The organism is Pectobacterium brasiliense, from assembly GCF_016950255.1.
Taxonomy (GTDB): domain Bacteria; phylum Pseudomonadota; class Gammaproteobacteria; order Enterobacterales; family Enterobacteriaceae; genus Pectobacterium; species Pectobacterium brasiliense.
Map to the genome: position 1 here is coordinate 637,724 of NZ_JACGFN010000002.1, position 22,183 is coordinate 659,906.

16 protein-coding genes, 1 tRNA gene and 1 pseudogene are annotated in these 22,183 nt (G+C 50.0%); 5 read left to right on the forward strand and 13 right to left on the reverse strand.

Going from position 1 to position 22,183, the window contains the following annotated elements; translation table 11 throughout:
- Positions 1 to 627: 627 nt before the first annotated feature.
- From H4F65_RS17455 to H4F65_RS17465, 3 genes are all read right to left on the reverse strand, one after another.
- The gene (locus tag H4F65_RS17455) at positions 628 to 3,117 is read right to left on the reverse strand and encodes a S8 family peptidase (protein WP_039320547.1); all 2,490 of its coding nucleotides are present in this window, start codon (positions 3,115 to 3,117) and stop codon (positions 628 to 630) included.
- A gap of 8 nt (positions 3,118 to 3,125) precedes the next feature.
- Positions 3,126 to 4,112, reverse strand: coding sequence for an AAA family ATPase (locus tag H4F65_RS17460; RefSeq protein WP_010282541.1), 987 nt, complete (start codon positions 4,110 to 4,112; stop codon positions 3,126 to 3,128).
- A gap of 465 nt (positions 4,113 to 4,577) precedes the next feature.
- Positions 4,578 to 4,653, reverse strand: a tRNA-Thr gene (locus H4F65_RS17465).
- Between the two features lie 526 nt (positions 4,654 to 5,179).
- On the opposite strand from H4F65_RS17465, the gene H4F65_RS17470 reads away from it, so the two are divergent.
- The gene (locus H4F65_RS17470) at positions 5,180 to 5,599 is read left to right on the forward strand and encodes a hypothetical protein (protein WP_010282545.1); all 420 of its coding nucleotides are present in this window, start codon (positions 5,180 to 5,182) and stop codon (positions 5,597 to 5,599) included.
- A 308-nt stretch (positions 5,600 to 5,907) separates the two neighbouring features.
- On the opposite strand, the gene proA is transcribed toward H4F65_RS17470, so the two are convergent.
- The 5 genes from proA to H4F65_RS17495 form a co-directional block, all read right to left on the reverse strand.
- Positions 5,908 to 7,161: a glutamate-5-semialdehyde dehydrogenase gene (gene proA / locus H4F65_RS17475; RefSeq protein WP_010282547.1), complete on the reverse strand. Its 1,254-nt coding sequence runs from the start codon at positions 7,159 to 7,161 to the stop codon at positions 5,908 to 5,910.
- A gap of 10 nt (positions 7,162 to 7,171) precedes the next feature.
- The gene (gene proB, locus H4F65_RS17480; protein WP_010282551.1) at positions 7,172 to 8,275 is read right to left on the reverse strand and encodes a glutamate 5-kinase; all 1,104 of its coding nucleotides are present in this window, start codon (positions 8,273 to 8,275) and stop codon (positions 7,172 to 7,174) included.
- A 123-nt stretch (positions 8,276 to 8,398) separates the two neighbouring features.
- Entirely contained in the window at positions 8,399 to 8,773 is a 375-nt protein-coding gene (gene crl, locus H4F65_RS17485; protein WP_010282553.1) for a sigma factor-binding protein Crl, read from the reverse strand.
- 114 nt (positions 8,774 to 8,887) lie between these two features.
- Positions 8,888 to 10,987: an ankyrin repeat domain-containing protein gene (locus tag H4F65_RS17490; protein WP_010282554.1), complete on the reverse strand. Its 2,100-nt coding sequence runs from the start codon at positions 10,985 to 10,987 to the stop codon at positions 8,888 to 8,890.
- 11 nt (positions 10,988 to 10,998) lie between these two features.
- Positions 10,999 to 13,029 (reverse strand): ankyrin repeat domain-containing protein, encoded by a 2,031-nt coding sequence (locus H4F65_RS17495; protein ID WP_010282555.1) that lies wholly within the window; start codon positions 13,027 to 13,029, stop codon positions 10,999 to 11,001.
- Between the two features lie 172 nt (positions 13,030 to 13,201).
- On the opposite strand from H4F65_RS17495, the gene H4F65_RS17500 reads away from it, so the two are divergent.
- Positions 13,202 to 13,537, forward strand: a complete 336-nt coding sequence (locus tag H4F65_RS17500) for a 5-carboxymethyl-2-hydroxymuconate Delta-isomerase (RefSeq protein WP_010282556.1) — start codon at positions 13,202 to 13,204, stop codon at positions 13,535 to 13,537.
- Between the two features lie 80 nt (positions 13,538 to 13,617).
- Here H4F65_RS17500 and frsA read toward each other — a convergent pair whose 3' ends face one another.
- Complete coding sequence (gene frsA, locus H4F65_RS17505; protein ID WP_010282557.1) at positions 13,618 to 14,865, reverse strand: esterase FrsA; 1,248 nt, start codon at positions 14,863 to 14,865, stop codon at positions 13,618 to 13,620.
- Between the two features lie 260 nt (positions 14,866 to 15,125).
- Positions 15,126 to 15,584, reverse strand: a complete 459-nt coding sequence (gene gpt, locus H4F65_RS17510) for a xanthine phosphoribosyltransferase (RefSeq protein WP_010282559.1) — start codon at positions 15,582 to 15,584, stop codon at positions 15,126 to 15,128.
- A 330-nt stretch (positions 15,585 to 15,914) separates the two neighbouring features.
- On the opposite strand from gpt, the gene pepD reads away from it, so the two are divergent.
- On the forward strand, positions 15,915 to 17,375 hold the full coding sequence (pepD, locus tag H4F65_RS17515; RefSeq protein WP_010282560.1) for a beta-Ala-His dipeptidase: 1,461 nt from the start codon (positions 15,915 to 15,917) through the stop codon (positions 17,373 to 17,375).
- 66 nt (positions 17,376 to 17,441) lie between these two features.
- Here pepD and dinB read toward each other — a convergent pair whose 3' ends face one another.
- Both dinB and H4F65_RS17525 read right to left on the reverse strand, forming a co-directional pair.
- Positions 17,442 to 18,500: a DNA polymerase IV gene (gene dinB, locus H4F65_RS17520; RefSeq protein ID WP_010282561.1), complete on the reverse strand. Its 1,059-nt coding sequence runs from the start codon at positions 18,498 to 18,500 to the stop codon at positions 17,442 to 17,444.
- A 75-nt stretch (positions 18,501 to 18,575) separates the two neighbouring features.
- Positions 18,576 to 19,376 (reverse strand): helix-turn-helix transcriptional regulator, encoded by an 801-nt coding sequence (locus tag H4F65_RS17525; protein WP_010282562.1) that lies wholly within the window; start codon positions 19,374 to 19,376, stop codon positions 18,576 to 18,578.
- Between the two features lie 220 nt (positions 19,377 to 19,596).
- Between H4F65_RS17525 and H4F65_RS17530 the strand changes: the two are divergent.
- Positions 19,597 to 20,379 (forward strand): annotated as a pseudogene (locus H4F65_RS17530) (class I SAM-dependent methyltransferase); the annotation flags it as partial.
- 268 nt (positions 20,380 to 20,647) lie between these two features.
- Positions 20,648 to 21,382: a peptidoglycan meso-diaminopimelic acid protein amidase gene (gene dpaA, locus H4F65_RS17535; RefSeq protein ID WP_010282566.1), complete on the forward strand. Its 735-nt coding sequence runs from the start codon at positions 20,648 to 20,650 to the stop codon at positions 21,380 to 21,382.
- Here dpaA and H4F65_RS17540 read toward each other — a convergent pair.
- Positions 21,353 to 22,120, reverse strand: coding sequence for a class II glutamine amidotransferase (locus tag H4F65_RS17540; RefSeq protein WP_010282584.1), 768 nt, complete (start codon positions 22,118 to 22,120; stop codon positions 21,353 to 21,355). The two genes, dpaA and H4F65_RS17540, sit on opposite strands and share 30 nt — an antisense overlap.
- Between the last annotated feature and the right edge of the window lie 63 nt (positions 22,121 to 22,183).

Sequence of the window (22,183 nt, forward strand, 5' to 3'; positions counted from 1 at the left end):
TTTATTTTCATATTAAACAACATAACCATGTTTCTTTTCAGCATATGCTTCTTTTGGATTTGTTATATTCTATTTGTTGGCTATGCTCCCTGGAGTGAAAAAACAGTCCATTTAATTATTGCAGTTTCTATTTTTATTGGGTTAGGGAAATTATCTGACTGGTTCGATAAAAAATGAATATGAGCCAATGACATGCTTAAAATATTAAAAAATCGGCTTATTTTTTTATTTAAAAACATCATATTTTCTCTTTTCAGCATATCCTTTCTTTGTATCATCTACATTTTATTGGTTGGGTATGCTCCGTGGAATGAAAAGACCATTCATCTCATCATCGCGATTGTAGTTTGCTTCGGATTAGGGAAGTTCTTCACATGGGTTGATGAAAAATGAATGTAGGGTCTCCCCTGCACTTTTTAGTTCATGAACTTCGTCATTTCCCACAATGCATAACCAGACGTTCCGGCTTTATGATGCGTCCATGTCACATCTTTATACCTGATAGAGATATGCTCTAATATCAGGCCAGCACCATCATCGATGATATTAGGAGGAGCTTAATTATTGATCCAACTAATTAGTGAAGGACATTTTCTTTCGAATCTATAAAACCTTAAATATTGCACTTTAAATTTCAATATCTATTTGATTTTCAATTCGAATGGTATTTTCAACCTCACTGTAAATATCAATATTTTCATCTGGTACATCAATGCTAACTAATAAACTATATTTAACATTATTAGTATTGCGATCCTGCGCTGTACGGTATTTCCACCATCCACCAACGGGATAGACGGCGATAGTATTCATCTCTGTTAAATCTGCAGCACTGCCTTTCCAAGCATCCGAGTGTAATGAACCTCTAACTCTTAATTGAGGACCAAGAAACCATCCTGATGCATCCCCTTCAGGTCCATTATATTCTTCATTATTTGCATTTCGGTTTATCGAAGCGCGGAAGTTATCAAGGCTCTGATTAGGTCTAATGACTGCAAACCTCAGTCCATGAGATTGATAGGTATATTGTCGTCTGAACCCTTTTTGGCTTGGATTTGGTTCAATAAAATACGACAAGGTGATTCTTAAAATAACATTTGTTTCATGTGACAGTAAGCGAAGAGCTTCTACGGGCCAAGGGAGTGAAAATAGATGCATTTCATTCAGTATAGGATCATTAGAACCATTTCGATTAAATGGAGTAATTTCAGACTGAGATATTAATGTAAGCGCATTTTCTGCACTATGCATTGCTCGATGTAAATTAGGCACTCCATAACCAACCATCCTTAATAAGCTTTCTTTAGCCGATTTGGCTGTTCCCCTTGCAAGTTCTGTTTTATATCGTTCGTGCATACGACTAGTCCATCTTGCTGTATGAACAAGTAATCCCCTGATAGTTTCAGGCCAATATTCTGGGTACTGAGCCATTAGCATAGCTGCATGTTTTGAGACTAAAGCACAGGCCGCGCTAGTATCTGAATTAACTTCAAACAACTGGTTTGTTGCCCTACCAGAAGTTGTTAGCAAAGATAGCTCAATTGTATTTGTAATTTCATCACGGTTAGGTGATAAAAGTTTGTTTCCGCCTTCCTCCACTAAATCTGGCTTATATGGTGCATGCTTTTTCCACGCCCAAGATACCGATGAGCGTGATGACGGTGCGACATCTTCTGACATAGCGAAAGGAGACCAGCCATTATATCCTCGGTCTGTATGGGTTGTTTTATTTGTATACGCTCCCACAGTCAATGCATTCCAAGATTGAGCAGGATCCTCAATTTCAGCAAGAGTCACTGAATCCCAATAATCTAATCTCAGATTTATAGGTTGAGAATTACCCGCAGAAATTATAAACAATCTACGAATATCATCCTCTAAACCAAAGCTAAACTTGTCAATTTCTGCAGACCATGAGGAGGGTTGCCCCCCAAGAGTATTAGGCTCTGCGGTCACCGCAAGTGAATAAACTCTACGCCAGTGCGGATTTTCCAACTCCAGACGACTTGATGTTCCTGTAGTAATAGCTCCGTATAGCGCAGGATCGTTAGTGGCTCTTGGAGGAAGTATTCTTCCTGATTCTATACTGTACGGAATCGAAATCTCCTGATCGTTCAATACAACTGACAGGAAATCTCCATAAACACATAGTCCTGCTTGTCTGGAACCATGATCATTATAAGGCCTTTGATTATAATTATCGAAAAGTGGCCAAGATATGTCCCAAGCCACTGCCAGCGATGAGTTAGTAAAACTAGATAATAGTGGGTTGTTGTAGTTAACACCTGTATCTAATATACAAATAGAGACATCAGTTTCATTGTTATGGGTAATTCTCGCGACAACATCTTCTGTCCACTGATGCTGCTCAGTAGGTAAAGAATTTACTATAACTGATATATCATCCCTAGCTGCTCTGATCTCTTTTAAATTAGATATTAATTCAGGGCAAATGCTTAATCTCGATAAACTCGTACGAATAAGAACAACTGTAGTATCGAAAAAGTTAATAGAAGTATTCCCGAGCCTTCCATTAATTCTTTCACATAACCGCCGAGCAATATTTATTACACCCTCATTATTACCTTTAAGCCAAAGCTCGAACCACTTTTCAGTATCGAGGCCATCTGGAATAAGATCTATTTTATCTGTCCAGAAAGAAGTTATATCTGCTAATTCAATATGCTCTATACTGTCAATTAATAAATGATTTCTAGGGAATTCGATACCATCTTTCGAAGGATTCAAATAATCATTTATTTTTTTAGCAAATTTAGCTCTATCACTTTCATTAATGTATATAATCGCGGCTTCACGGTTATTTGACTTAACTAAAGAACAAAGCTTGAAATAAGTATTATCGATTTTTTCTATAGGAAGATCACATTGTTCGAAACTGATTAGTCTAACATAAATGCCACTTTCATCAGTAATAGGAGGGAGCTTCGGCCTTTCATCATAATGATTCAATATACGGCTATATTGATTTAGTAATGATGTACCTTGAACCACTCTATCACGAGTTGGAACTTGGGGACTACGACCAGTACTCCTGGAGCGATAGTTTTCGGGGGAAACAAAGCCGTTTAATAAAATATGCCTCTTGTTGGTAGTCATCTCATCCCTTATTGTCTACTTTCTTGCCTACGCTTTATAGCCTTCACTAATAAATCGGTTGTAATATTATTTTCATTATAAAGTACTGATTCTTTGGCAGCATCTTCGCTTGCCCGCGTAATCTCTGCTGCACTTAAACCTGAAGCACTATCAATGATCTTACTCCAAAATAAACTACAGAGATCAAAGACGGCTAGTCTTTGTTCAATAAGGTTCCTGATTAAATCCCCCTCAGGTCTTATGAACGGTATAATATCGTCAAATCGTCTATATAATGCGCGATCCAAAAGTTCTGGATGATTGGTTGCAGCTAACACTATGCTCTCAGAATCATCCTGCTCAACAAAGAGCAAAAAAGAGTTTAAAACCCTGCGGATTTCTCCGACGTCATTCTGTGCACCACGCTGAGTTCCGATAGCATCGAACTCATCAAAAAAATATACAGCCCTTGTTTGCCGTATATGGTCAAAAATCAAACGTAATTTGGCTGCCGTTTCACCCATATAACGAGTGATTAGATTATCTAAGACGACTGTATAGAGTGGTAATTTTAACTCTGTGGCAATGACTGATGCAGACATTGTCTTGCCAGTACCCGGAGGGCCAGTGAAAAGTAGTTTTCTCCTTGGAATAAGCCCAAACTCAGAAAGTTTATCCTTTTGTTTTTGTTCAAGCAGGACCTGATTCAACCTTTCTCTTACGCTTACAGAAATTACTAGTTCTTGAAGATGTACTGGCCTGTTCGTTTGCTCAAGTAATCCCTTAAGATCACCATCAGGCTGCTTAACAAATGGTGTAAGTCGTTTTTCAACTAAACCTACAGAACTCGTTGTTTTCTGATTTTTATCAACTAAGTTTTTTATATCATTAGCAAGCTTATGATGACCTTGTCTTGCTTCCTTAGCTGCCACTTGCAAAGCAATAGAAAAGAAACGCTGATCATCACGATCAACGTGGCTTTTCAATAAAGCTTTGATCTGCTCTGCAGTAGCCATAACCCCTCATACACCCATGTTCTCTTGTTGCAAAGTTTACTATAAATTCATCAAGTTCGACATCGTTAGCTACATTTCTCATTGCAGGAAAGTGATGCCTTATGAGCGTGCCGTTATTAATTAAAGAGTAATCAATTGCCTAGGTCTAGTACATTCACCAAATTAATTGTATCACTCGTTGTTATGTAATCGAATGTTCATTTCTGACACTTAAGCAACTCAGGTAATACGTTTTAAGCTGTTAATTAATAAGTTTTTTTCATCACTAGGTTTTCCTTGATACAACGTTTCCGGTAAGGCAAACATGTCGCGTTTATAATGAATTGGTTTGTTGGGCGTAACGATGTAATGCTGACCAATTAGCCATGCCACAATTTTTCCACACTCACAGTGCGTAAAAGCGCATGCTAGTGTTGAATAAAACAAAAGATCGCAACGTTAACTTGATGATTTTATGATAAAAACTGGTGCCGATAATAGGAGTCGAACCTACGACCTTCGCATTACGAATGCGCTGCTCTACCAACTGAGCTATATCGGCTTTGAGATCGTCGTGGCGAGAGCCAGACGTGAACTACGGGGTGACAAATTAGTGATAATGGTACGTCAAGTCAAGCGTTTGGCGATCGTCTGCTGGTTTTATCAGCATCCACGCTGTTCTGATAATTTTCCGTGCTAATAACGCTATAGGCTATAGCTTTTCGGCTTAACGGACGCGCATGCGGAGCATGTTTCCTATGCCACCATCTTCTTCGGGTGAAGTACAAGAAAGACAGTCCCTAATCATGTGAAAACACCGTTTTATTTGCAGATGAATATTCCTGTTTTATAAAGGGTGATATTTACAATAAAAATATCTTTTTACCTTTCAGGTATAAATGCAATACATAACAAAACCCAAGTGTACTGTTTAGGATAATTCCCTATTCTTTTTATTTTCTATTTTGCTCTACTTAAATGGCCAAGACGACAAGGAGGCGGTCTTAACGTGAAGCTTTCAATAATACGTTGTCGACGACAAGGTTATTGTTAGCGTAGTCATAGAGCGCAGTAAGAGGAAATAGACCATGAATATGAAACCACTGTTTTTAGGCTTAATTCTGGGAACCAGTTACATTGGCATGGTGGCAGCAAATGATCTGGATTCCGCCCGGGCGTCAGCAGAATCGGCCCTCAGTCACGATCGCACTGAAGCGAGAGAAAAAGCGTCAGAAGCGCGAACCAAGGCGCATGAGCATGAAGCCCAAACGCGGGAAAAATCTAATGATTTCAAAGCGGATCTCAAATCAAGGGAGCCAGAAGCCAGAGAAAGGGCAGACAAAGTCAAAGCTGATGTGAAATCCCGAGAATCCGAAGCCAGAAAAGACGCCGAAAAAGGCTGGGCCGACGTCAAATCTAAAGCGGATGGTTTTAACAGCCGCGCGGAAAAAAATGCTCGTGAAACCGCCGACTCCATCCACAATGCCGCAGAGAAACATCAACGTTAATATGAAATAACGTATTATTGTAATAGAGGATAAGTCACTATTACCCTTTATCCTCCGATAGCAATACAGGCTATGTATTTGTGAATACGCCCCACAGAGCATAATCTGTTACTATCGGAGGATATTTCTCTGATGCGGTTATTTTATTGAAATTCTATTGCTGTATTAAATTTTACGTTAAATATATATAACACAGCAAAAAATCACAGTTGGAATGAGATGTCTTATTTAGACAAAAAGAGAAAAGTAATAAAACGGAGTGAACATAACGCTGCGCATATCTCTCGATATACGCAGCTATGCATTGATTAGGCGCGAATCAAATCGTCACCATAACCAATCCACTTATAGGTGGTCAGCGCTTCCAGACCCATTGGGCCGCGCGCATGCAGTTTCTGGGTACTGACCGCCACTTCTGCACCCAGACCAAACTGGCCGCCGTCGGTGAAGCGTGTACTGGCATTGACATACACCGCAGAGGAATCCACTTCACGCACGAAGCGTTCCGCATTGCTCAAAGAGCGCGTCAGAATCGCATCAGAGTGCTGTGTACCATGTTCACGAATATGGGCAACCGCCGCATCCAGATCGTCCACCAACGTAACGTTCAGGTCGTTAGAGAGCCATTCATCGTTATAGTTGGCTTCTTCCACCGCAACGACGCTTGCCGGGCCGCCAGTCAGATAAGGCATCGCTGATGGGCTGGCGTGGAGCGTAACGCCTGCCGCCGCCATTTTCTTGCTCAGCTCTGGCAGGAAACGGTCGGCAATATGTTGATTGACCAGCAGCGTTTCCAGGCTGTTACAGGCGCTAGGGCGCTGCACCTTGGCGCTTTCAATGACGGTCAGCGCTTTGACGAAATCGATGCTGTCGTCAGCATAGATGTGACAAACGCCGATACCCCCAGTGATGACAGGGATCGTCGATTGTTCGCGACACAGCTTGTGCAAGCCTGCGCCACCGCGCGGAATCAGCATATCTACGTAGCGATCCAGCTTCAGCAGCTGATTGACCAGCTCACGATCCGGGCTTTCAATCGCCTGTACCGCAGCGGCTGGCAGGCCGCACTGCGACAGCGCCTGCTGAATCACTTTTACCGTCGCCGCATTGGTGCGGTACGTCTCTTTTCCACCGCGCAAAATCACCGCGTTACCGGTTTTCAGGCACAGAGACGCCACATCAATGGTGACGTTCGGGCGCGCTTCATAAATCACACCGACTACGCCCAGCGGCACCCGGCGACGCTCCAGCTTCAGCCCGTTATCCAGCATGCTGCCGTCAATCACCTGCCCCACGGGATCGGTCAGGCGGCATACCTGACGAACATCGCTGGCAATCGCGCTCAGCCTGTCCTGCGTTAAGAGCAGACGATCCTGCAACGCCTCACTCATGCCATTTTGGCGGGCATCGGCTAAATCCAGCGCGTTAGCCGCCAGAATCGTCGCGCTTTCAGCTTCCAGCAAATCCGCAATCGTCAGCAGAGCGCGATCTTTTTGCGCTGTGCTCAAGACCGCCAGCTGATAAGAGGCCGCTTTTGCCGCTTTACCCATTTGTTCAAGCATCGCGAACTCCTTAATTGATAATCATATCGTCGCGATGGATAGCCACCGGACCATATTCGTAGCCAAGAATCTCAGCAATCTGTTGAGAGTGGTGTCCGGCAATCATACGCAGCGCATCGCTGTTATAGCGCGTCACGGCATGCGCCACATCGCGGCCCGCCAGACTACGCACGCGGATCACTTCACCACGAGAGAAGTTCCCTTCTACGGTGCGGATGCCTTTAGGCAGCAGCGAACTGCCGCGTTCGAGGATCGCCGAGAGCGCGCCATCATCAACGGTGATTTCCCCCGCCGGCGGTGCGCCGAAAATCCAGTGTTTGCGGCTTTCCAGAGGCGCATCCAGTGCATGAAAACGCGTTCCGACGGAGATATCCGCAATCACATCGCCAATCACGCCCGGCTTGCTGCCAGCGGCAATCACCACATCGATACCGGCACGGCAAGCCACATCAGCAGCCTGCAATTTGGTCGACATACCGCCCGTTCCGAGGCCCGATACGCTATCACCCGCAATGCTGCGCAGCGCATCGTTGATGCCAGTGACTTCACGGATCAGCTCCGCATCGGGATTATTACGCGGATCGGCGGTAAACAGACCAGCCTGATCGGTCAGCAGCAACAGCTTATCCGCATCGGCCAGAATCGCCGCCAGCGCAGACAGGTTGTCGTTGTCACCGACCTTGATCTCGGTGGTCGCAACGGCGTCGTTTTCATTAATAACCGGAACGATATTGTTATCCAGCAGCGCCCGCATGGTGTCGCGCGCGTTGAGGAAACGCTCGCGATCTTCCATATCTGCACGCGTCAGCAGCATCTGCCCGACGTGAATACCGTAGATGGAAAACAGCTGTTCCCACAGTTGAATCAGGCGGCTTTGGCCCACGGCTGCCAGCAGTTGTTTGGTCGCAATCGTGGCGGGGAGTTCGGGGTAACCCAAATGTTCACGCCCGGCGGCAATCGCCCCTGAGGTGACAATAACAATCCGATGCCCTGCCGCATGTTGCTGCGCACACTGGCGCACCAGTTCAACAATGTGGGCGCGGTTAAGACGGCGCGAACCGCCGGTTAGCACGCTGGTGCCCAGTTTCACAACCAAAGTCTGGCTGCCGCTCATAATTTCTCTGCCGTTGGATGTCAAAAAATAAGAATAAGGAAAACGTTGTAGCAGGACAGACGCGTTATGCCAACAGGCACAACGCGAAAACCTGCGAATAAATCGGGGATCGTCAGGGAAGTATCACGGTCGTGCGACGAGGGTACAGGCGGGTTCCAACGAGTGCAGCTGTTTCTCCAGACGGACATGGAAAGCCTTTCTGGCATTTTCCACTTGTTCCATCACGGCTTTGTCCTTGATTTTTTCTTCACGCCAGTTGCCCTGTTTATCGAACAAACCGTAGTGATAGTCATAGGTAAAGCCTTTGCCAGTGTCTTCCAAATTCAACCACCAGCCCCAGAATTCACGATTTTCTGGCGCGGGCTTAATGTTGACGCAAACCGCCAGGCAATCAAAGAAGAACGCGGTATCCTCGCACTGCGCTTCACGGATATAAGGCCCCAACGACGTAAAATTTTTCATGAGTCGGCTTTTGGGGTGTCCACTCGGTAACATCATCTACGATCTCCTCTGGTTGAACATTCTTTTTAGCAGAGAATGGCAATTTATCAACCACCTGGCATCAGGTTACTGCCCGACGCCCGGCTGTTCTGCCTCAATACCAATGCACTGTCATGCTACGAATTTAGGCTGCACGGCAAAGCGTGACAGCCCCATTTCAGCGTGTGGCGCAGGCAATGCCAGCAGCGTTTGCAGGCGTTCAACAAAATAAGCGTGAACCGAACGCTTGCCGTCCAGCACGCTTCGCAGCTGTTCTTCCGTAAACGTCGCCAGCCTGAGCAACGCTTCGAAGATCTCTTTCCGCTCTTCCTGCACGCTGAGTGACAGCGGCGTGACTCCATCATCATTGCTTTGGCAGAGATCCGCACCGTAGGCATGCAGCATCGCCAACATGCGGGCGGACACCGACTCAGGGCGCGGTGGGAAATCAATAGCGCGGCGGCTCGTTATCGCACACAGCGCAGGCGTCATGCCACCTGCGCCACGCGCATTCGGGTTGGCACCATATTGCAGCAGCACGTCAAGACAATGCTGCGCGCCCTGTTTCGCCGCCAGCATCAGCGGCGTCATCCCGTGTTCGCCCCACGCGATGTCTTTCTCTATCCCCTGTTGCAGCAGTGCCTCAAGCGTCGCTTTACGCCTTTCCGGCGTCACGACCACATTATAAATAACGCGATGCAGCGGCGGAGCAAGGTGGCTTGCGGTTTCCGCATTGAGGCTAACGCCTTGTTGAATCAGCCAGTTTAGCACCAGCGGACGACACCCTGCCGCAGCGGCGTAAGCCATGTTCATCCCGTCTGGTGCCGTGCTATGCAGGTTCATCCCACAGGAATGCAGGTGCCGGAAAATATCAAGTAGCACGCTTTCATGCGGGCTGGACGGTAAATACAGGAGCAGCGCCATCCCCAGCGGAAGCACACCGCTTTCTTGTAGTACCTGCTGTTGATTGAAATCCGCACCGTGCGCTATCAGCAGATCGAGCAGGTCAGCATGATATTGTCCGGTGGCGATCATCGCCTCACAGAGCGTATAAAGCGCTGGCCACGTCGTCGGCGTGTCATCCTCCTCCTCCCACATCGTATAGCCAATATTGGGAGAAGCGCCCAGATCCAACAGATGCTGGAGAGAGGAACTGAACACGCGATGGACGCGGCTATCCGTTACCGCGGCCTTGGCTCGCAACATGAGATATTGCGCCAGTACCGTGCCCTGATTGACATCATTTTCACGCTCAGCATCGCGCTCATACTCTGCATCATCCTCATCATCGTCAGATTCGTTTTGCTCAAGACGCAGCGGATAACGGCAATTGAGATCGGCTGCCCGTTCCGCAATACGCCGTACCAGCGCAGGAGGAAACGACCTTTCCAGCGCATCCAGCAGAATGCTGTACGCAGGCACATCGCAGCGCATATCTGGGAATGCATCTAATAAGAACGCACACAGCGGCGCAGGCAGGCCGCAATGCAGCGCCATTTCCAGCCAGGTCACCGAGGTTTTCTGCTCTTGATGTTCCGCAGTCTGATGAAATGACAGCGTAAAGCCCGATTCCAACATCCCTTCACGTGCAGCCTGTGTAACGATCGGCTGAAACACATCCAGCGTCATCCATGCTCCGGCGTGCCGAAATACCGTTTCCAGTATCGACGTCCCCGTCAGTCGTACCGAGCTATCAGCCTGGAACAGCCGCATTAACAAAAAGCGATCCTGCTTTTCCAGCAGAATATCGACGGAATGGCGTTTCTCAGCCTCGGGATGAAACAGGACAGGCTGATTGATATCCAGCCCATTTGCCAGCAACACCCCCAACATCGTACTGCGCTGAGCATGGGTATAGACCGGGCTTTCGGGCAGATCAAAAAAGCAGTGTAGCCAACCGCGCCCCTGATTATCATGAAAATCTAGCTGGGCACCGTGCTGTAAAAGCAGCGCAGCAAGCTCAGGAGAGTAAGACGCGATCGCCGCGAAGAGCGCGCTTTCGCCTTCAGGCGTTTCGATACTCGCCCCTTTTTCCAGCAGATAGCGTACAAGATCGATCTCCGTGTCGCGATCCTGACTCAATTGATGCAGAACGGTTTGCCCACCGCTCAGCGCGTTGATGTCGCCCTGAGCCGCCAGATAGCGATCGATCAGTTTCCGCTTCTTGCTGGTGGGGACATCAGAGAAGCAAATCGTCTCTAACGTATCCGTTTTGGAAGATGAACCAAACATATACAACGTCCTTATAGCGGCAACGAATGGTGGGAAGACGGCTCGCCAGCGCTGAGTCGCGCAATCTGCTGGCGTAGCTGATCGGAGAAATAGCAGTAGCGGTTGCCCTGCGCCAGCCAGTCCAACAGCCGATGCATGTCATCCAGACTAGGAGACAGTATCTCCAGTAGCGCTTTGAACACCGCGTCGTGTTTATTGCGAATACAGCGAACCAGCAGATCGTTACCCTCTTCGTCCACCCGCGTTATCGTCACGCCATACTGATGAAGCAGGGTCACAATTCGCGCCGCCGCCGCATCCGCGCGGTGTAGCGCGCAGCGCAAGGGCGTCATGCCGTTGGCACTACGGACATATGGGTCGGCTCCCCGCGCCAGCAACACCTCGGCACACTTCGCTTCACCATAGTAGGCCGCGCACATTAGCGGCGTGAATTGTTCATCAATCGAGAACTCATCAATATTCGCGCCGTTATCCAGCAGTACCGCGACGGTTTCAGCACGTCGCTCCGGCGTCAGTGCTTCATCGCTATACAGGCTGATGGTTTTATGCAGAACGGGGGAATTGTCGAATCCGCTCAGGGTGTGAATATCCACACCGTGTGCAATAAGCCACTGTAAAACCTGTGGTCGAGAGCCAATCCCCGCAGCCGCTGCCGTGTTGATCAGGTAAGCATTGGTCGCCTGTAAATCCATACCGTGTTCGTACAGGTAATTCATCACCTGAAGCAGCACATCTTCATGTGTCGAATTGTAGCCACGCTGAAGCAGCGTAATGCAGAGTGGTTCGCTGACCGCACTTTTCTTCACGTTGAAATTCGCACCGTGTGCCACCAGTAAATCCAGCAGGTCGGGGCGAAAGTTATTCTGCGACACCATTTCAACGCAGACGAGGTAAAGCAATGACCAGTTCCGCATTTCATAGTTGCGCCCTCCGCTCATTTTATCGACCAGAGGCGACGCGCCGTATTGCAGCAACAGGCTCATGGCATCGTAGAAATAGACGTAATAGTCAGGCTCGCTCAGCGCCTTTATCAGACGGTTGTCCACAAACTGCATCATGGCCGAGCTACCTACGTCAGGGTACGCATCGGCCTCCCACCCGCTCTGTTTTTTCCGGCCAGAAGAAATGAACAGGGAATAAGGACGATCGATATCCGCCGTTTTTTGAATAATTCGCTCCACCAATTCAAGCGAATAGCGGTTAAGTAACGTGTCCAGAACGAAGCTGTAATTGCTTAAATCACAGCGGATATCAGGATAGGTATCGAGCAAGCATTCACAGAGTCGCTCATCCGCACAGTAAAAAATGGCCATTTCCAATAGCGAGCCATCGGTACGAATCTTCTTGTCTTCGGAAAGAATCACGCCAGGTTCGCGATAAGCAGCCCCACCCGCCCGTTTCACGATTTGCTGAAAAAGCGTCAGCGGAAGCCACTCGCTTTTATAGTTAAAGATGCGCTCAAAAATGCCGGTTTCAGCGAAATGGATCGGAATATCGAGCTGAAAAATGTGCTCCAGCAGGCTCACATCCTTCTCACAGAGCACGATCTCAATCGGAAAGCTGGTCTCCAGCGATGTCCAGAAAATGGTTTCACGATTGAGATCCAAACCGTAGCGTAACAACAGATCCAGCATTTGCTTACGCTGCTCGTCGGTGTAGGTATGTCGATCCTGAGGACAGTACAGGTAGTTCAGCCACGAATTGCTGAAAAAATTGAGGTAGTGCACATCAGCGTCGTACTGAAGATAAAGCTCGGCAAGGTCCAGATGGAAAAACTCGATCGCATTATGCAATGCGCTGAATCCTCCAGGCTGTTCAATAAAAGCCCCCTTATCCAGCAGGTAACGAACCAACTCTGTATCCGGTGCGTCCGTATTGACCGTTAGCAAACCGAGTACATTAGCAGTATGGCGCTGCCTTTCATTTATGCTGCCGCCCTGTGCCAGAAAACGGTCGATTTGTCGTTTTTTCTTTTCCAGCGGTAGGTCTGAACAGCAGATGTCATGCAGGCTTTGCTGCTGACGAGATAATATTCCCCACATCATTGCATCCTTCAACGATCCCAAAACGGGTAAAAATTGTTTATGAACCATCTGACATGACGGCCCTATCTCCCCCCTTATCCGCACAGACTTTCCTGAAAAGGATTGCCGATCGACACGGGGTATTCAATACTCTGGTCTCTTCGTTTTCGTTCATTGAGAAGTGACGCCCATGCCCCATTGTATCGCCGAACATTCGTCAGACATTGATGTAAATACCCTACTTCCTGCGATCTATCATGGCGCGCTCGAATCCGGTTTGTTTGCCAGCGACGGCAGCGACATCAAAGTCAGATCTCTTGCTTACGATAGCTACACGACAGGTGGCGTACGAGCCAGCTTTATTCATGTGGCAATCAAGGTGCTTTCTGGACGGACGCAGGAGCAGAAAAGCAGTCTCTCCAATCGGGTACTTCAGAAGATTGAAGCACTGGAATTGAAGAACCTGTCAGTGACGGTTGAAGTGATTGATATGGACAGGCTTTGCTATGCCAAAAAGATCCTGTGATCGACGGTTATCGTCTGGCAGGAACAACGGTCCGTGTAGTGAAGACTCGCCTGCACAGACCGTGCGTGGCCCCCGCTTTTCTACACTTTATCCTGCAACCACCCACTAATTTGCTGTAGTGCGCGGTGGAAATTCTGGTACACCGGCGAGAAATTCACCGGCAGCAGTTTCCCTTGTGCGGATGAGTTCACTATCAGGCTGGCCTCTTCTTTCGGGCAGAGCGGATCGTTATCCCAATAGCCTGCCAGCATCGGCGTCGGACAGCGGCGTCCTAGCAGCCCCTGCGTTTTCAGCGAATAGCGTCCCAGCTCGGTTTTCAGCGAGGTATCCGTCGAGAACGGCATACCGAGCCGGCTCGCCAGCACATCCATAAACATATCCGGCACCTGCTGCTGGCGAGTCGGATCGCTTAATAGGTGATGCACCACGGGGCCGAGACAGGCCACGCCGCGTAAGCGCTGCGATTCCAGATACGCCAGCCGAACGGCAATGTTGGCACCAAAGCGGAAGCCAAACGCGGCAACGCGAGTGTGATCGACCCACGGAACATCCGGCAGCGCGCGCAAGACCTGCTGGTGCAGGAAGCTGGAATCCTGAGTCAGCTTCCAGCGGGAAGAAAATCCAACGGAGGGAACATCAATCGTCAGCATTGCCATGCCCGCTGGCGCAAAATAGTCCTGAAACAGGCGATGATAATCGCTCTGCAACATTTCCAGACTGCCGCACATAAGCACAGTTGGGAAAGGCGCTTTCGCCTGCGCTGGCATATGCAGAAATCCGGTCAGCGTACCGCCGCCCGTAATCGGGAAGGTTAATTCTTTGAGTTCATAAGGCAGATACTTGGCAGCCTCTTCATAGGCGCGATTTGCCAGCGTTTGCGCCTGCTCCGCCAGCTCATCGCCTTTAATATGCGGGTAGGCAGCAATGCTGTAGAGGTTGGCGGCATTCAACCAGAGTTGCCCGGTTTGCGACTCATCGCGACTCTCAAGCGCCCGCTGCTGCCAGTCTGCGCCCTGCTTCGCCCATTCATAAATCCAGTTACCGCCTCGGTAGCCGATCACCGTATCGAGCAGTTGCTCGTTGCTTCTGTCAGCGTTGCTGGCAGCGATGCGCGACAGCACGTCTTCGATTTCCCACGGGTCGACGCCACGCCAAATCCACATCAGTCGGTTAATCATCCGATACCAACTGCGGGTCTTCTCCCCTTCCAGCGTAGAATGTAGCCCCTGCACGTCCTGACTATTCCGCGTACGTCTGACCAACGTCGAGGTTTCTGGATGTTTAAAGGATGGTTTGAATAGCGTTTCAGACAGGTTAGCTTGCGCCACAGCAGCCTCCGTTAATGTAAACCGCTGTTAGCGGACATCAGACGACTTCTTCGTCACCCGCTAAAGTGTAACGAACTCAGGCCAGAGAAGACAAATATCAACAGCAGAAACACACGATCGGATCAAAGCCTGCGCTAGAAATGGCGACCGTTCAGAAACAACCGTCGCCATAAACACTAATCGTCATAAATACCAATCGTCAAAAACGACAATGCCCGGCTAAACCGGGCATTGTTGGAAACGAATATTCGCTCAGGCGATTAACGGCCAGACAAAGGCGGAACAAACACCACGCCCATATCCCACGGCTGTTCAATCCAGGTGTCCTGCGGAATATCAATGACGTAGTCGTCAACCAGCGGTTTACCGGCAGGTTTCGCGAAAATGGTCACAAAATGCGCTTTCGGGTACATATCACGAATCGCTTTCGCCGTACCGCCGGTATCAACCAGATCGTCAATCACGATAAACCCTTCGCCATCTCCCTCGGCACGCTTCAGCACTTTCATTTCGCGCTGGTTGTCGTGGTCATAACTGGAGATGCAAACGGTGTCAACGTGACGAATACCCAGCTCACGCGCCAGCAGCGCGCTTGGCACCAGACCACCGCGGCTAACGGCAATGATGCCTTTCCATTGATCGGCAGGCAGTAAACGCTGTGCCAGTTTGCGGGCATGAATTTGCAACATATCCCAGGTTACGACGTACTTTTCGCTCATAAAATATATCCCAGCCGAATAAAAAACGGCTTAAGTTGAGTCTGAGGGGGGAAAAAGGTTGCGCGAGATTATAGATAGCCAACAACATAAAAACCAGTTTTTCTCAACGTGAGAATCGAGTTTTTCCTGACAAGCTGCGCCCTGCTGGGCCCATTGATTCATATTGCAGCAGGAAAAGTAAGACAGGGCTGACGGCAATTCCCCTGCTTTGATGGAAAGTGATATTCTGTCGTGACATGCCATGGTCCGTGGCTAACCGCGATTAACTTTTAACCTATAGCTTTGCCCGCCAGAACGCGAAGGCTGGCCGCTAAAAAGGAGACTGAAATAGTGTCTGAATTGTCTCAACTTTCCCCCCAGCCGCTGTGGGATATTTTCGCCAAGATCTGTTCCATTCCGCACCCGTCTTATCATGAAGAAGCATTGGCCGCGCACATTCTGGAATGGGCTAAAGAGAAAGGCATCTATACCGAGCGCGATCAGGTCGGCAATATTCTGCTGCGCAAAGCGGCAACCGCAGGCATGGAAAATCGCAAACCTGTCGTGTTGCAGGCGCATCTGGACATGGTGCCGCAGAAAAACAACGACACCGTACACGATTTCACTACCGATCCGATCCAGCCTTACGTTGACGGTGAGTGGCTGAAAGCACGCGGTACCACGCTGGGCGCAGATAACGGTATCGGTATGGCTTCTGCGCTGGCGGTGCTGGCCGATCCGAACGTCGAGCACGGTCCGCTGGAAGTGCTGCTGACCATGACGGAAGAAGCCGGTATGGATGGCGCGTTTGGTCTGCAACCTGACTGGCTTCAGGGTGAAATCCTGATCAATACCGACTCAGAAGAAGAAGGCGAGATCTACATGGGTTGCGCCGGCGGTATTGATTTCATTACCCGCCTTCCGCTAGAGCGCGAACTGCCACCTGCCGGTTACCACACGCTGAAGCTGACGATTAAAGGATTGAAAGGCGGCCATTCTGGTTGCGACATCCATCTTGGGCTGGGCAACGCCAACAAGCTGCTGGCACGTTTCCTGTTCGAGCAGGCGAAAGCGTTGGATATCCGCATTCTCGATCTGAACGGCGGGACGCTGCGTAACGCGATTCCGCGTGAAGCCTTCGCCACGCTGTCACTGCCTGCCGCTAACGTCGAGCAGTTGAAAGCGCTGAGCCAGGACTATCTGGCCGTGCTGAAAAATGAACTGTCCGTCGTTGAGAAAAACGTGACCGTGCTGGTGGAAGCCAGCGACAGCAATGAGCATCCGCTGACGCAAGACAGCCGCGATCGCCTGCTGGCGCTGCTCAACGCCACGCCGAACGGCGTGATCCGCATGAGCGATGAAGTCAAAGGCGTGGTAGAAACGTCGCTGAACCTCGGCGTTGTGACGATGGAAGACGATCACGCGGAAATTATTTGCCTGATTCGTTCGCTGATCGACAGCGGTAAAGATGCCGTCGTCGGTACGCTGACAGCACTGGGCCAGTTGGCTGGCGCGAAAACATCACCGAAAGGCGGCTACCCAGGCTGGCAGCCAGATGCGCATTCGCCGGTCATGGCGCTGGTACGCGAAACGTATCAGAAGCTGTTCAACAAGACGCCGAACATCATGGTGATTCACGCCGGTCTGGAATGCGGTCTGTTCAAAAAGCCGTACCCAGACATGGATATGGTTTCCATTGGGCCGACCATCACCGGGCCACACTCGCCGGATGAGCAAGTGCATATCGGCAGCGTCGATCTGTACTGGAAATTGCTGACAGCGCTGCTGAAAGCGATTCCGCCACGCGTTTAATCACGTAGTCGTAAAAATCAGGGCGGCGCATAGACGTCGCCCTTTTTTATCCTCAACTCAACAGCCTTATCCCCAATCAAACACCAGCTGTCGCTCAATTTGCGGGTCGAGCAGCGTCACATGTAGCCCAACCAGCCGGACACCTCTGGATTTACGCCGCTCCTGCCAGGTTTGTCGCGCCAGCTTCAACAGATCCTGTTTATTCAGCATCGGCCACACATGCTCCTGCGTCGTTTGCTGAAAATCATCAAACTTCAGTTTGACGCCCTGACGCGCAATATGCAGATCGGGCTTCACCCGTTTCAGGCGGACTTCCAGCTCATCATAAAGCTGTTCGATCAGGTTTTCACACTGTTCCCAGTCGTGAATATCCTGCGCCAGCGTCTTTTCCACGCCGACCGACTTCCTCAGCCGATCCGGTGAAATCCGTCGCTCATCAATCCCCTGACAGCGCTCCCACAGTACCCGGCCAAACTTGCCGAACTCTTTAAGCAGATCCGCCAGCGCATACACCCGAACATCCGCGCAGGTATAAAGGCCACGTTCTTCCAGCCGTTTAGCCGTCACCTTCCCGACGCCAGGGATCTTCTCCAGCGGCAGTGCCAGCAGGAAATCATCCACCTGCTCCGGTGTAATCACATATTGTCCATTCGGCTTATTTAACTCAGACGCGATCTTTGCCAGAAATTTGATCGGTGCGATCCCCGCCGAGGCAGTCAGATTCAGTTCATCCGCAATGGTTCGACGAATTTCTTCGGCGATGCGCGTCGCCGAACCGTTGCAGTGCGGGCTATCGGTGACATCCAGATAGGCTTCATCCAGAGAAAGGGGTTCGATCAGCGGCGTGTAGCGGGAGAAGATCTCGCGGATTTGGCGCGAGGTGGATTTATACACCTCCATGCGCCCCGGCAACAACGTGAGGTGTGGACACAGCCGCAAGGCGGTTGCCGTTGCCATCGCACTGCGGACGCCGTAGCGTCGGGCAGGATAGTTAGCAGTGCTGATGACGCCACGGCGATCGGCGCTCCCACCAATCGCCAGAGGAATATCGCGCAGGCGCGGGTTATCACGCATCTCAATTGCTGCGTAGAAGCAGTCCATATCAACATGAATGATTTTGCGCATACTGGCCCTCTAACAACACTGTATGAATATACAGATCAAAGTCAGTATAGACAAGCTGCGCGATGCCTGCCGCGTTTACTGGGCGATCAGCATAACCAGCTTAAATTCGCTCTGCATGGCAGGGTGAAAAGTTTGTTGGTGATAGGCTATATCGCCAAACGAAGGATGATGAAAACGTCGCTCGCCGCCTTCACGGGCGGTTACCGCCTGCTGTGACCACCAGAGGTTGAATTCACGGCTTTCTTCACACAGCGACATCACGATTTGCCGAACGGCGTCAGTCGGCGCGTAATGGCTTGATTCCGCGCGGAACTCCGCCACCACTCGCTTCGCGCGTTCCGGCCAATTAACCACCAGCGATCGTGCCAGCGGATTCAGAAACATGAAACGCAGCAGGTTCGGCTCGGGATCGTTCCCCAGCCATCCGGCAAACAGCTGTTCCGACGGCGCATTCCACGCCAGCATATTCCAGCTGCCATCCAGAAGATATGCAGGACAAGTAATGTGGTGCAGGCTGGCGGCAATCTGCGCATCCGGCGACGTTGCTCTACTCTGCTTCTGAGGATCCTTCACGCCAGCAAGGCTAAAAAGATAATCGTGCTCTGCGGGTTCCAGTTTTAACGCCTGCGACACGCGGAGCAGCGCCGATGCCGAAGCGGACACATCACGCCCCTGTTCAAGCCAGGTATACCAGGTGGTGCTGATGCGGGCGATTTGCGCCAGCTCTTCGCGACGTAATCCGCTGGTGCGCCGCCGCCCAGAGGCTGGCAGGCCCACCATTTCCGGCGTCGTCCGCTCACGCAGCGCCCGTAAGAAAGCCCCTAGCGCTTTGGGGCCACTCAGAGAATTGGCAGGTATAAACGAATGTGCAGACATAGTCAGATGTCCTTTTCATCCTGTTCGTCAAGGCAAGCTCGAGACGACAACAGCATGAGTGAAAGCGGTGTTAATCAAACAGGGAGTATTTTATACCCGTATAAATGCTCATATTGTACCCGTATTTTTCCCTCACTATAGTGTTCTCAGACCGACGTCTTCTTTAGTGGCTGGCGCGCCGCCGTTTAACCCATGATGAAACGAAAGCAATTCAGATAAAGCGAGAGCAATGATGGAAGAAAAACAGAACCATAATCATCGCGTCGAACATCAGTTCGGCTCACAGGCGCAGAACTACCTGACCAGCGCGGTGCATGCACAGGGCAAAGATTTAACCCAACTGGCCGCTTTATTAGCGCCCTTCCCGCAGGCGCGCGTGATCGACCTAGGCTGTGGTGCCGGACATGCCAGCTTCATTGCCGCACAGGCCGTCGCGGAGGTTGTCTCCTACGATTTGTCTTCCCAAATGCTGGACGTGGTGAGTCAGGCTGCCGCAGAAAAAGGACTGCATAACATCCGCGTTCAGCAAGGTGTCGCCGAGTCTTTACCGTTCGAGGATAGCAGCGCAGATATCATCATCAGCCGTTATTCTGCGCACCACTGGCATGATGTCGGACAAGCGTTACGTGAGATGCGACGCGTTCTGAAACCGGGTGGGCGCGCGATCATGATGGATGTCGTTTCGCCCGGTCATCCGCTGCTGGACAGCTATTTGCAGACGGTAGAGAAGCTGCGCGATACCTCACACGTGCGCAATTACGCGCCGGGCGAATGGCTGAGCCTGTTTACCGACGCTGGGTTTATCGTGCGTAACGTCACCAGCGACAGGCTGACGCTGGAGTTCAGCAGTTGGATCGCCCGTATGCGCACGCCAGAACATTTCGCGGTCGCGATTCGTGAACTGCAAAAAACGCTGCCGGATGAGGTGGTACAGCATTTTGACGTACAGACAGACGGTTCCTTTGTCGCCGACATTATGATGATAGAAGCTACTCGCGCCTGACACGCTTTCCCCGCAATTAACGACCTCAAAACGATCTCAAATTGGACGGCCCGTATCCTTTCGGGCTGTTTTTTGTAAATGTTATTTTTTAGCGCTTTTCAACGCTTGATTAATATGAAACCAATGATAATGTGATTTCGTTTTCGTCGTTATCTATTCGCCGACGAAATATATACCGATAACGGCTGTCCCCACGCTTTCGCTAACACACCAGTAGCGCGACGCGGATGCCGCGTATAGCACAGCACTCTTATTATCAGGAACCACGATGCAAAAAATCGCGCTGTCGTTTGCGATGTTGTTTTTTTTGCCTTCTCTTGTTGTTACCAGCGCCGCCAGCGAGATCGCACCGCCGCTAGCGCCGATAGCAAAAGAATTAAAACAGCAATTATTAGGCTCTCCGATCTATATTCAGATCTTTAAAGAAGAGCGAATATTCGAACTTTATGCGAAAGTCGGTAACGAATACCGTTTATTGGACCAATATCCAATTTGTAAATATTCGGGCGGATTAGGACCAAAACGCGTTGAAGGCGATTTAAAAAGCCCGGAAGGGTTTTATCAGGTCGATCTGCGTCAGCTCAAGCCAGACAGCCAATATTACCGCGCGATCAATATCGGTTTCCCCAACGACTATGATAAATCACAGGGATATTCCGGTCGCTATTTGATGATCCACGGCGAATGTGTGTCGGTTGGCTGCTATGCCATGACCAACACCTATATGGATGAGATTTATCGCTATGCCGAAGCTGCGTTACGCAACGGACAGGCGAAGATTGATATCGCCATCTACCCGTTCCGTATGACGGAACAGAACATGCATCGCCACCGTAATTCCACCTACGCCAGCTTCTGGAAACAGCTCCAGCCGGGGTATGCCTATTTTAATCAGCACAATCAGCCACCGGCCGTCACGGTGTTTAACGGACAATACGTCGTTAACCCACCGTTGATGACCAGCCAGCCAACCTTAAAGTATGCGTTCGCCGAAACAAAATAGAACGAATTCACCTGGCATAATCTGATGCCAGGTTTCGTTGCCCGTTAGCGGCTGCGTCGCCAGCACGGTGACGACATCATTGGGTGTCGTCTGCTGCTGAAAATCAATCTCCACATCCTGATCCAACAGCGTCGCTTTACCAAACGGCGCGCGACGAGTGATCCAGTAAAGTTTGGTTGAACAGTACCCCATCACAAAGCGCCCGTCCGACAGCAGCATGTTAAACACGCCTTTCTCCCGCAAGACATCCGCCTGTTTGGCGATATAGCGGAATACTGCCGGCCAGTTGCCCGGCGTACGCGGGTAGCGCTCAGCCAGTTGGGACAGCAGCCAGCAGAAAGCAAATTCGCTGTCCGTCTGGCCAACAGGGCGAAACATCCCCGTTTTCAGGGTATGGTAGCCTTTCAACTGCCCATTGTGGGCGTACGTCCAGTTCCGTCCCCACAGCTCGCGCGTAAAGGGATGGGTGTTTTCCAACGACACCGCGCCGCGATTAGCCTGCCGGATGTGTGAAACCACCGCACACGATTTGATAGGGTAATCCTGCACCAGCCGGGCAATCGGCGAATTATAGCTTGGCAGCGGATCTTTGAACGTACGACAGCCGTTCCCTTCATAAAAGGTAATTCCCCAGCCATCCCGATGCGGTCCGGTTTTCCCACCGCGCTGTATCAGCCCGGTAAAGCTAAAGCAGATATCCGTCGGTACATTCGCGCTCATCCCCAGCAGTTCACACATCTGACTTCCTACCCTTCCCTTCTCGTCATATTTCAAGTTGCATGTGCGTTGGCTACGCTCACT

What these genes read in the sequence shown, in the direction of transcription:
- dpaA (WP_010282566.1), top strand. Translation starts at nt 20,648, where the DNA reads ATGCAAAAAATCGCGCTGTCGTTTGCGATGTTGTTTTTTTTGCCTTCT.
- crl (WP_010282553.1), bottom strand. Translation starts at nt 8,773, where the DNA reads ATGATGTTACCGAGTGGACACCCCAAAAGCCGACTCATGAAAAATTTT.
- H4F65_RS17455 (WP_039320547.1), bottom strand. Translation starts at nt 3,117, where the DNA reads ATGACTACCAACAAGAGGCATATTTTATTAAACGGCTTTGTTTCCCCC.
- H4F65_RS17470 (WP_010282545.1), top strand. Translation starts at nt 5,180, where the DNA reads ATGAATATGAAACCACTGTTTTTAGGCTTAATTCTGGGAACCAGTTAC.
- H4F65_RS17540 (WP_010282584.1), bottom strand. Translation starts at nt 22,120, where the DNA reads ATGTGTGAACTGCTGGGGATGAGCGCGAATGTACCGACGGATATCTGC.
- dinB (WP_010282561.1), bottom strand. Translation starts at nt 18,500, where the DNA reads ATGCGCAAAATCATTCATGTTGATATGGACTGCTTCTACGCAGCAATT.
- H4F65_RS17495 (WP_010282555.1), bottom strand. Translation starts at nt 13,029, where the DNA reads ATGTGGGGAATATTATCTCGTCAGCAGCAAAGCCTGCATGACATCTGC.
- gpt (WP_010282559.1), bottom strand. Translation starts at nt 15,584, where the DNA reads ATGAGCGAAAAGTACGTCGTAACCTGGGATATGTTGCAAATTCATGCC.
- H4F65_RS17500 (WP_010282556.1), top strand. Translation starts at nt 13,202, where the DNA reads ATGCCCCATTGTATCGCCGAACATTCGTCAGACATTGATGTAAATACC.
- H4F65_RS17525 (WP_010282562.1), bottom strand. Translation starts at nt 19,376, where the DNA reads ATGTCTGCACATTCGTTTATACCTGCCAATTCTCTGAGTGGCCCCAAA.
- H4F65_RS17490 (WP_010282554.1), bottom strand. Translation starts at nt 10,987, where the DNA reads ATGTTTGGTTCATCTTCCAAAACGGATACGTTAGAGACGATTTGCTTC.
- proB (WP_010282551.1), bottom strand. Translation starts at nt 8,275, where the DNA reads ATGAGCGGCAGCCAGACTTTGGTTGTGAAACTGGGCACCAGCGTGCTA.
- H4F65_RS17460 (WP_010282541.1), bottom strand. Translation starts at nt 4,112, where the DNA reads ATGGCTACTGCAGAGCAGATCAAAGCTTTATTGAAAAGCCACGTTGAT.
- proA (WP_010282547.1), bottom strand. Translation starts at nt 7,161, where the DNA reads ATGCTTGAACAAATGGGTAAAGCGGCAAAAGCGGCCTCTTATCAGCTG.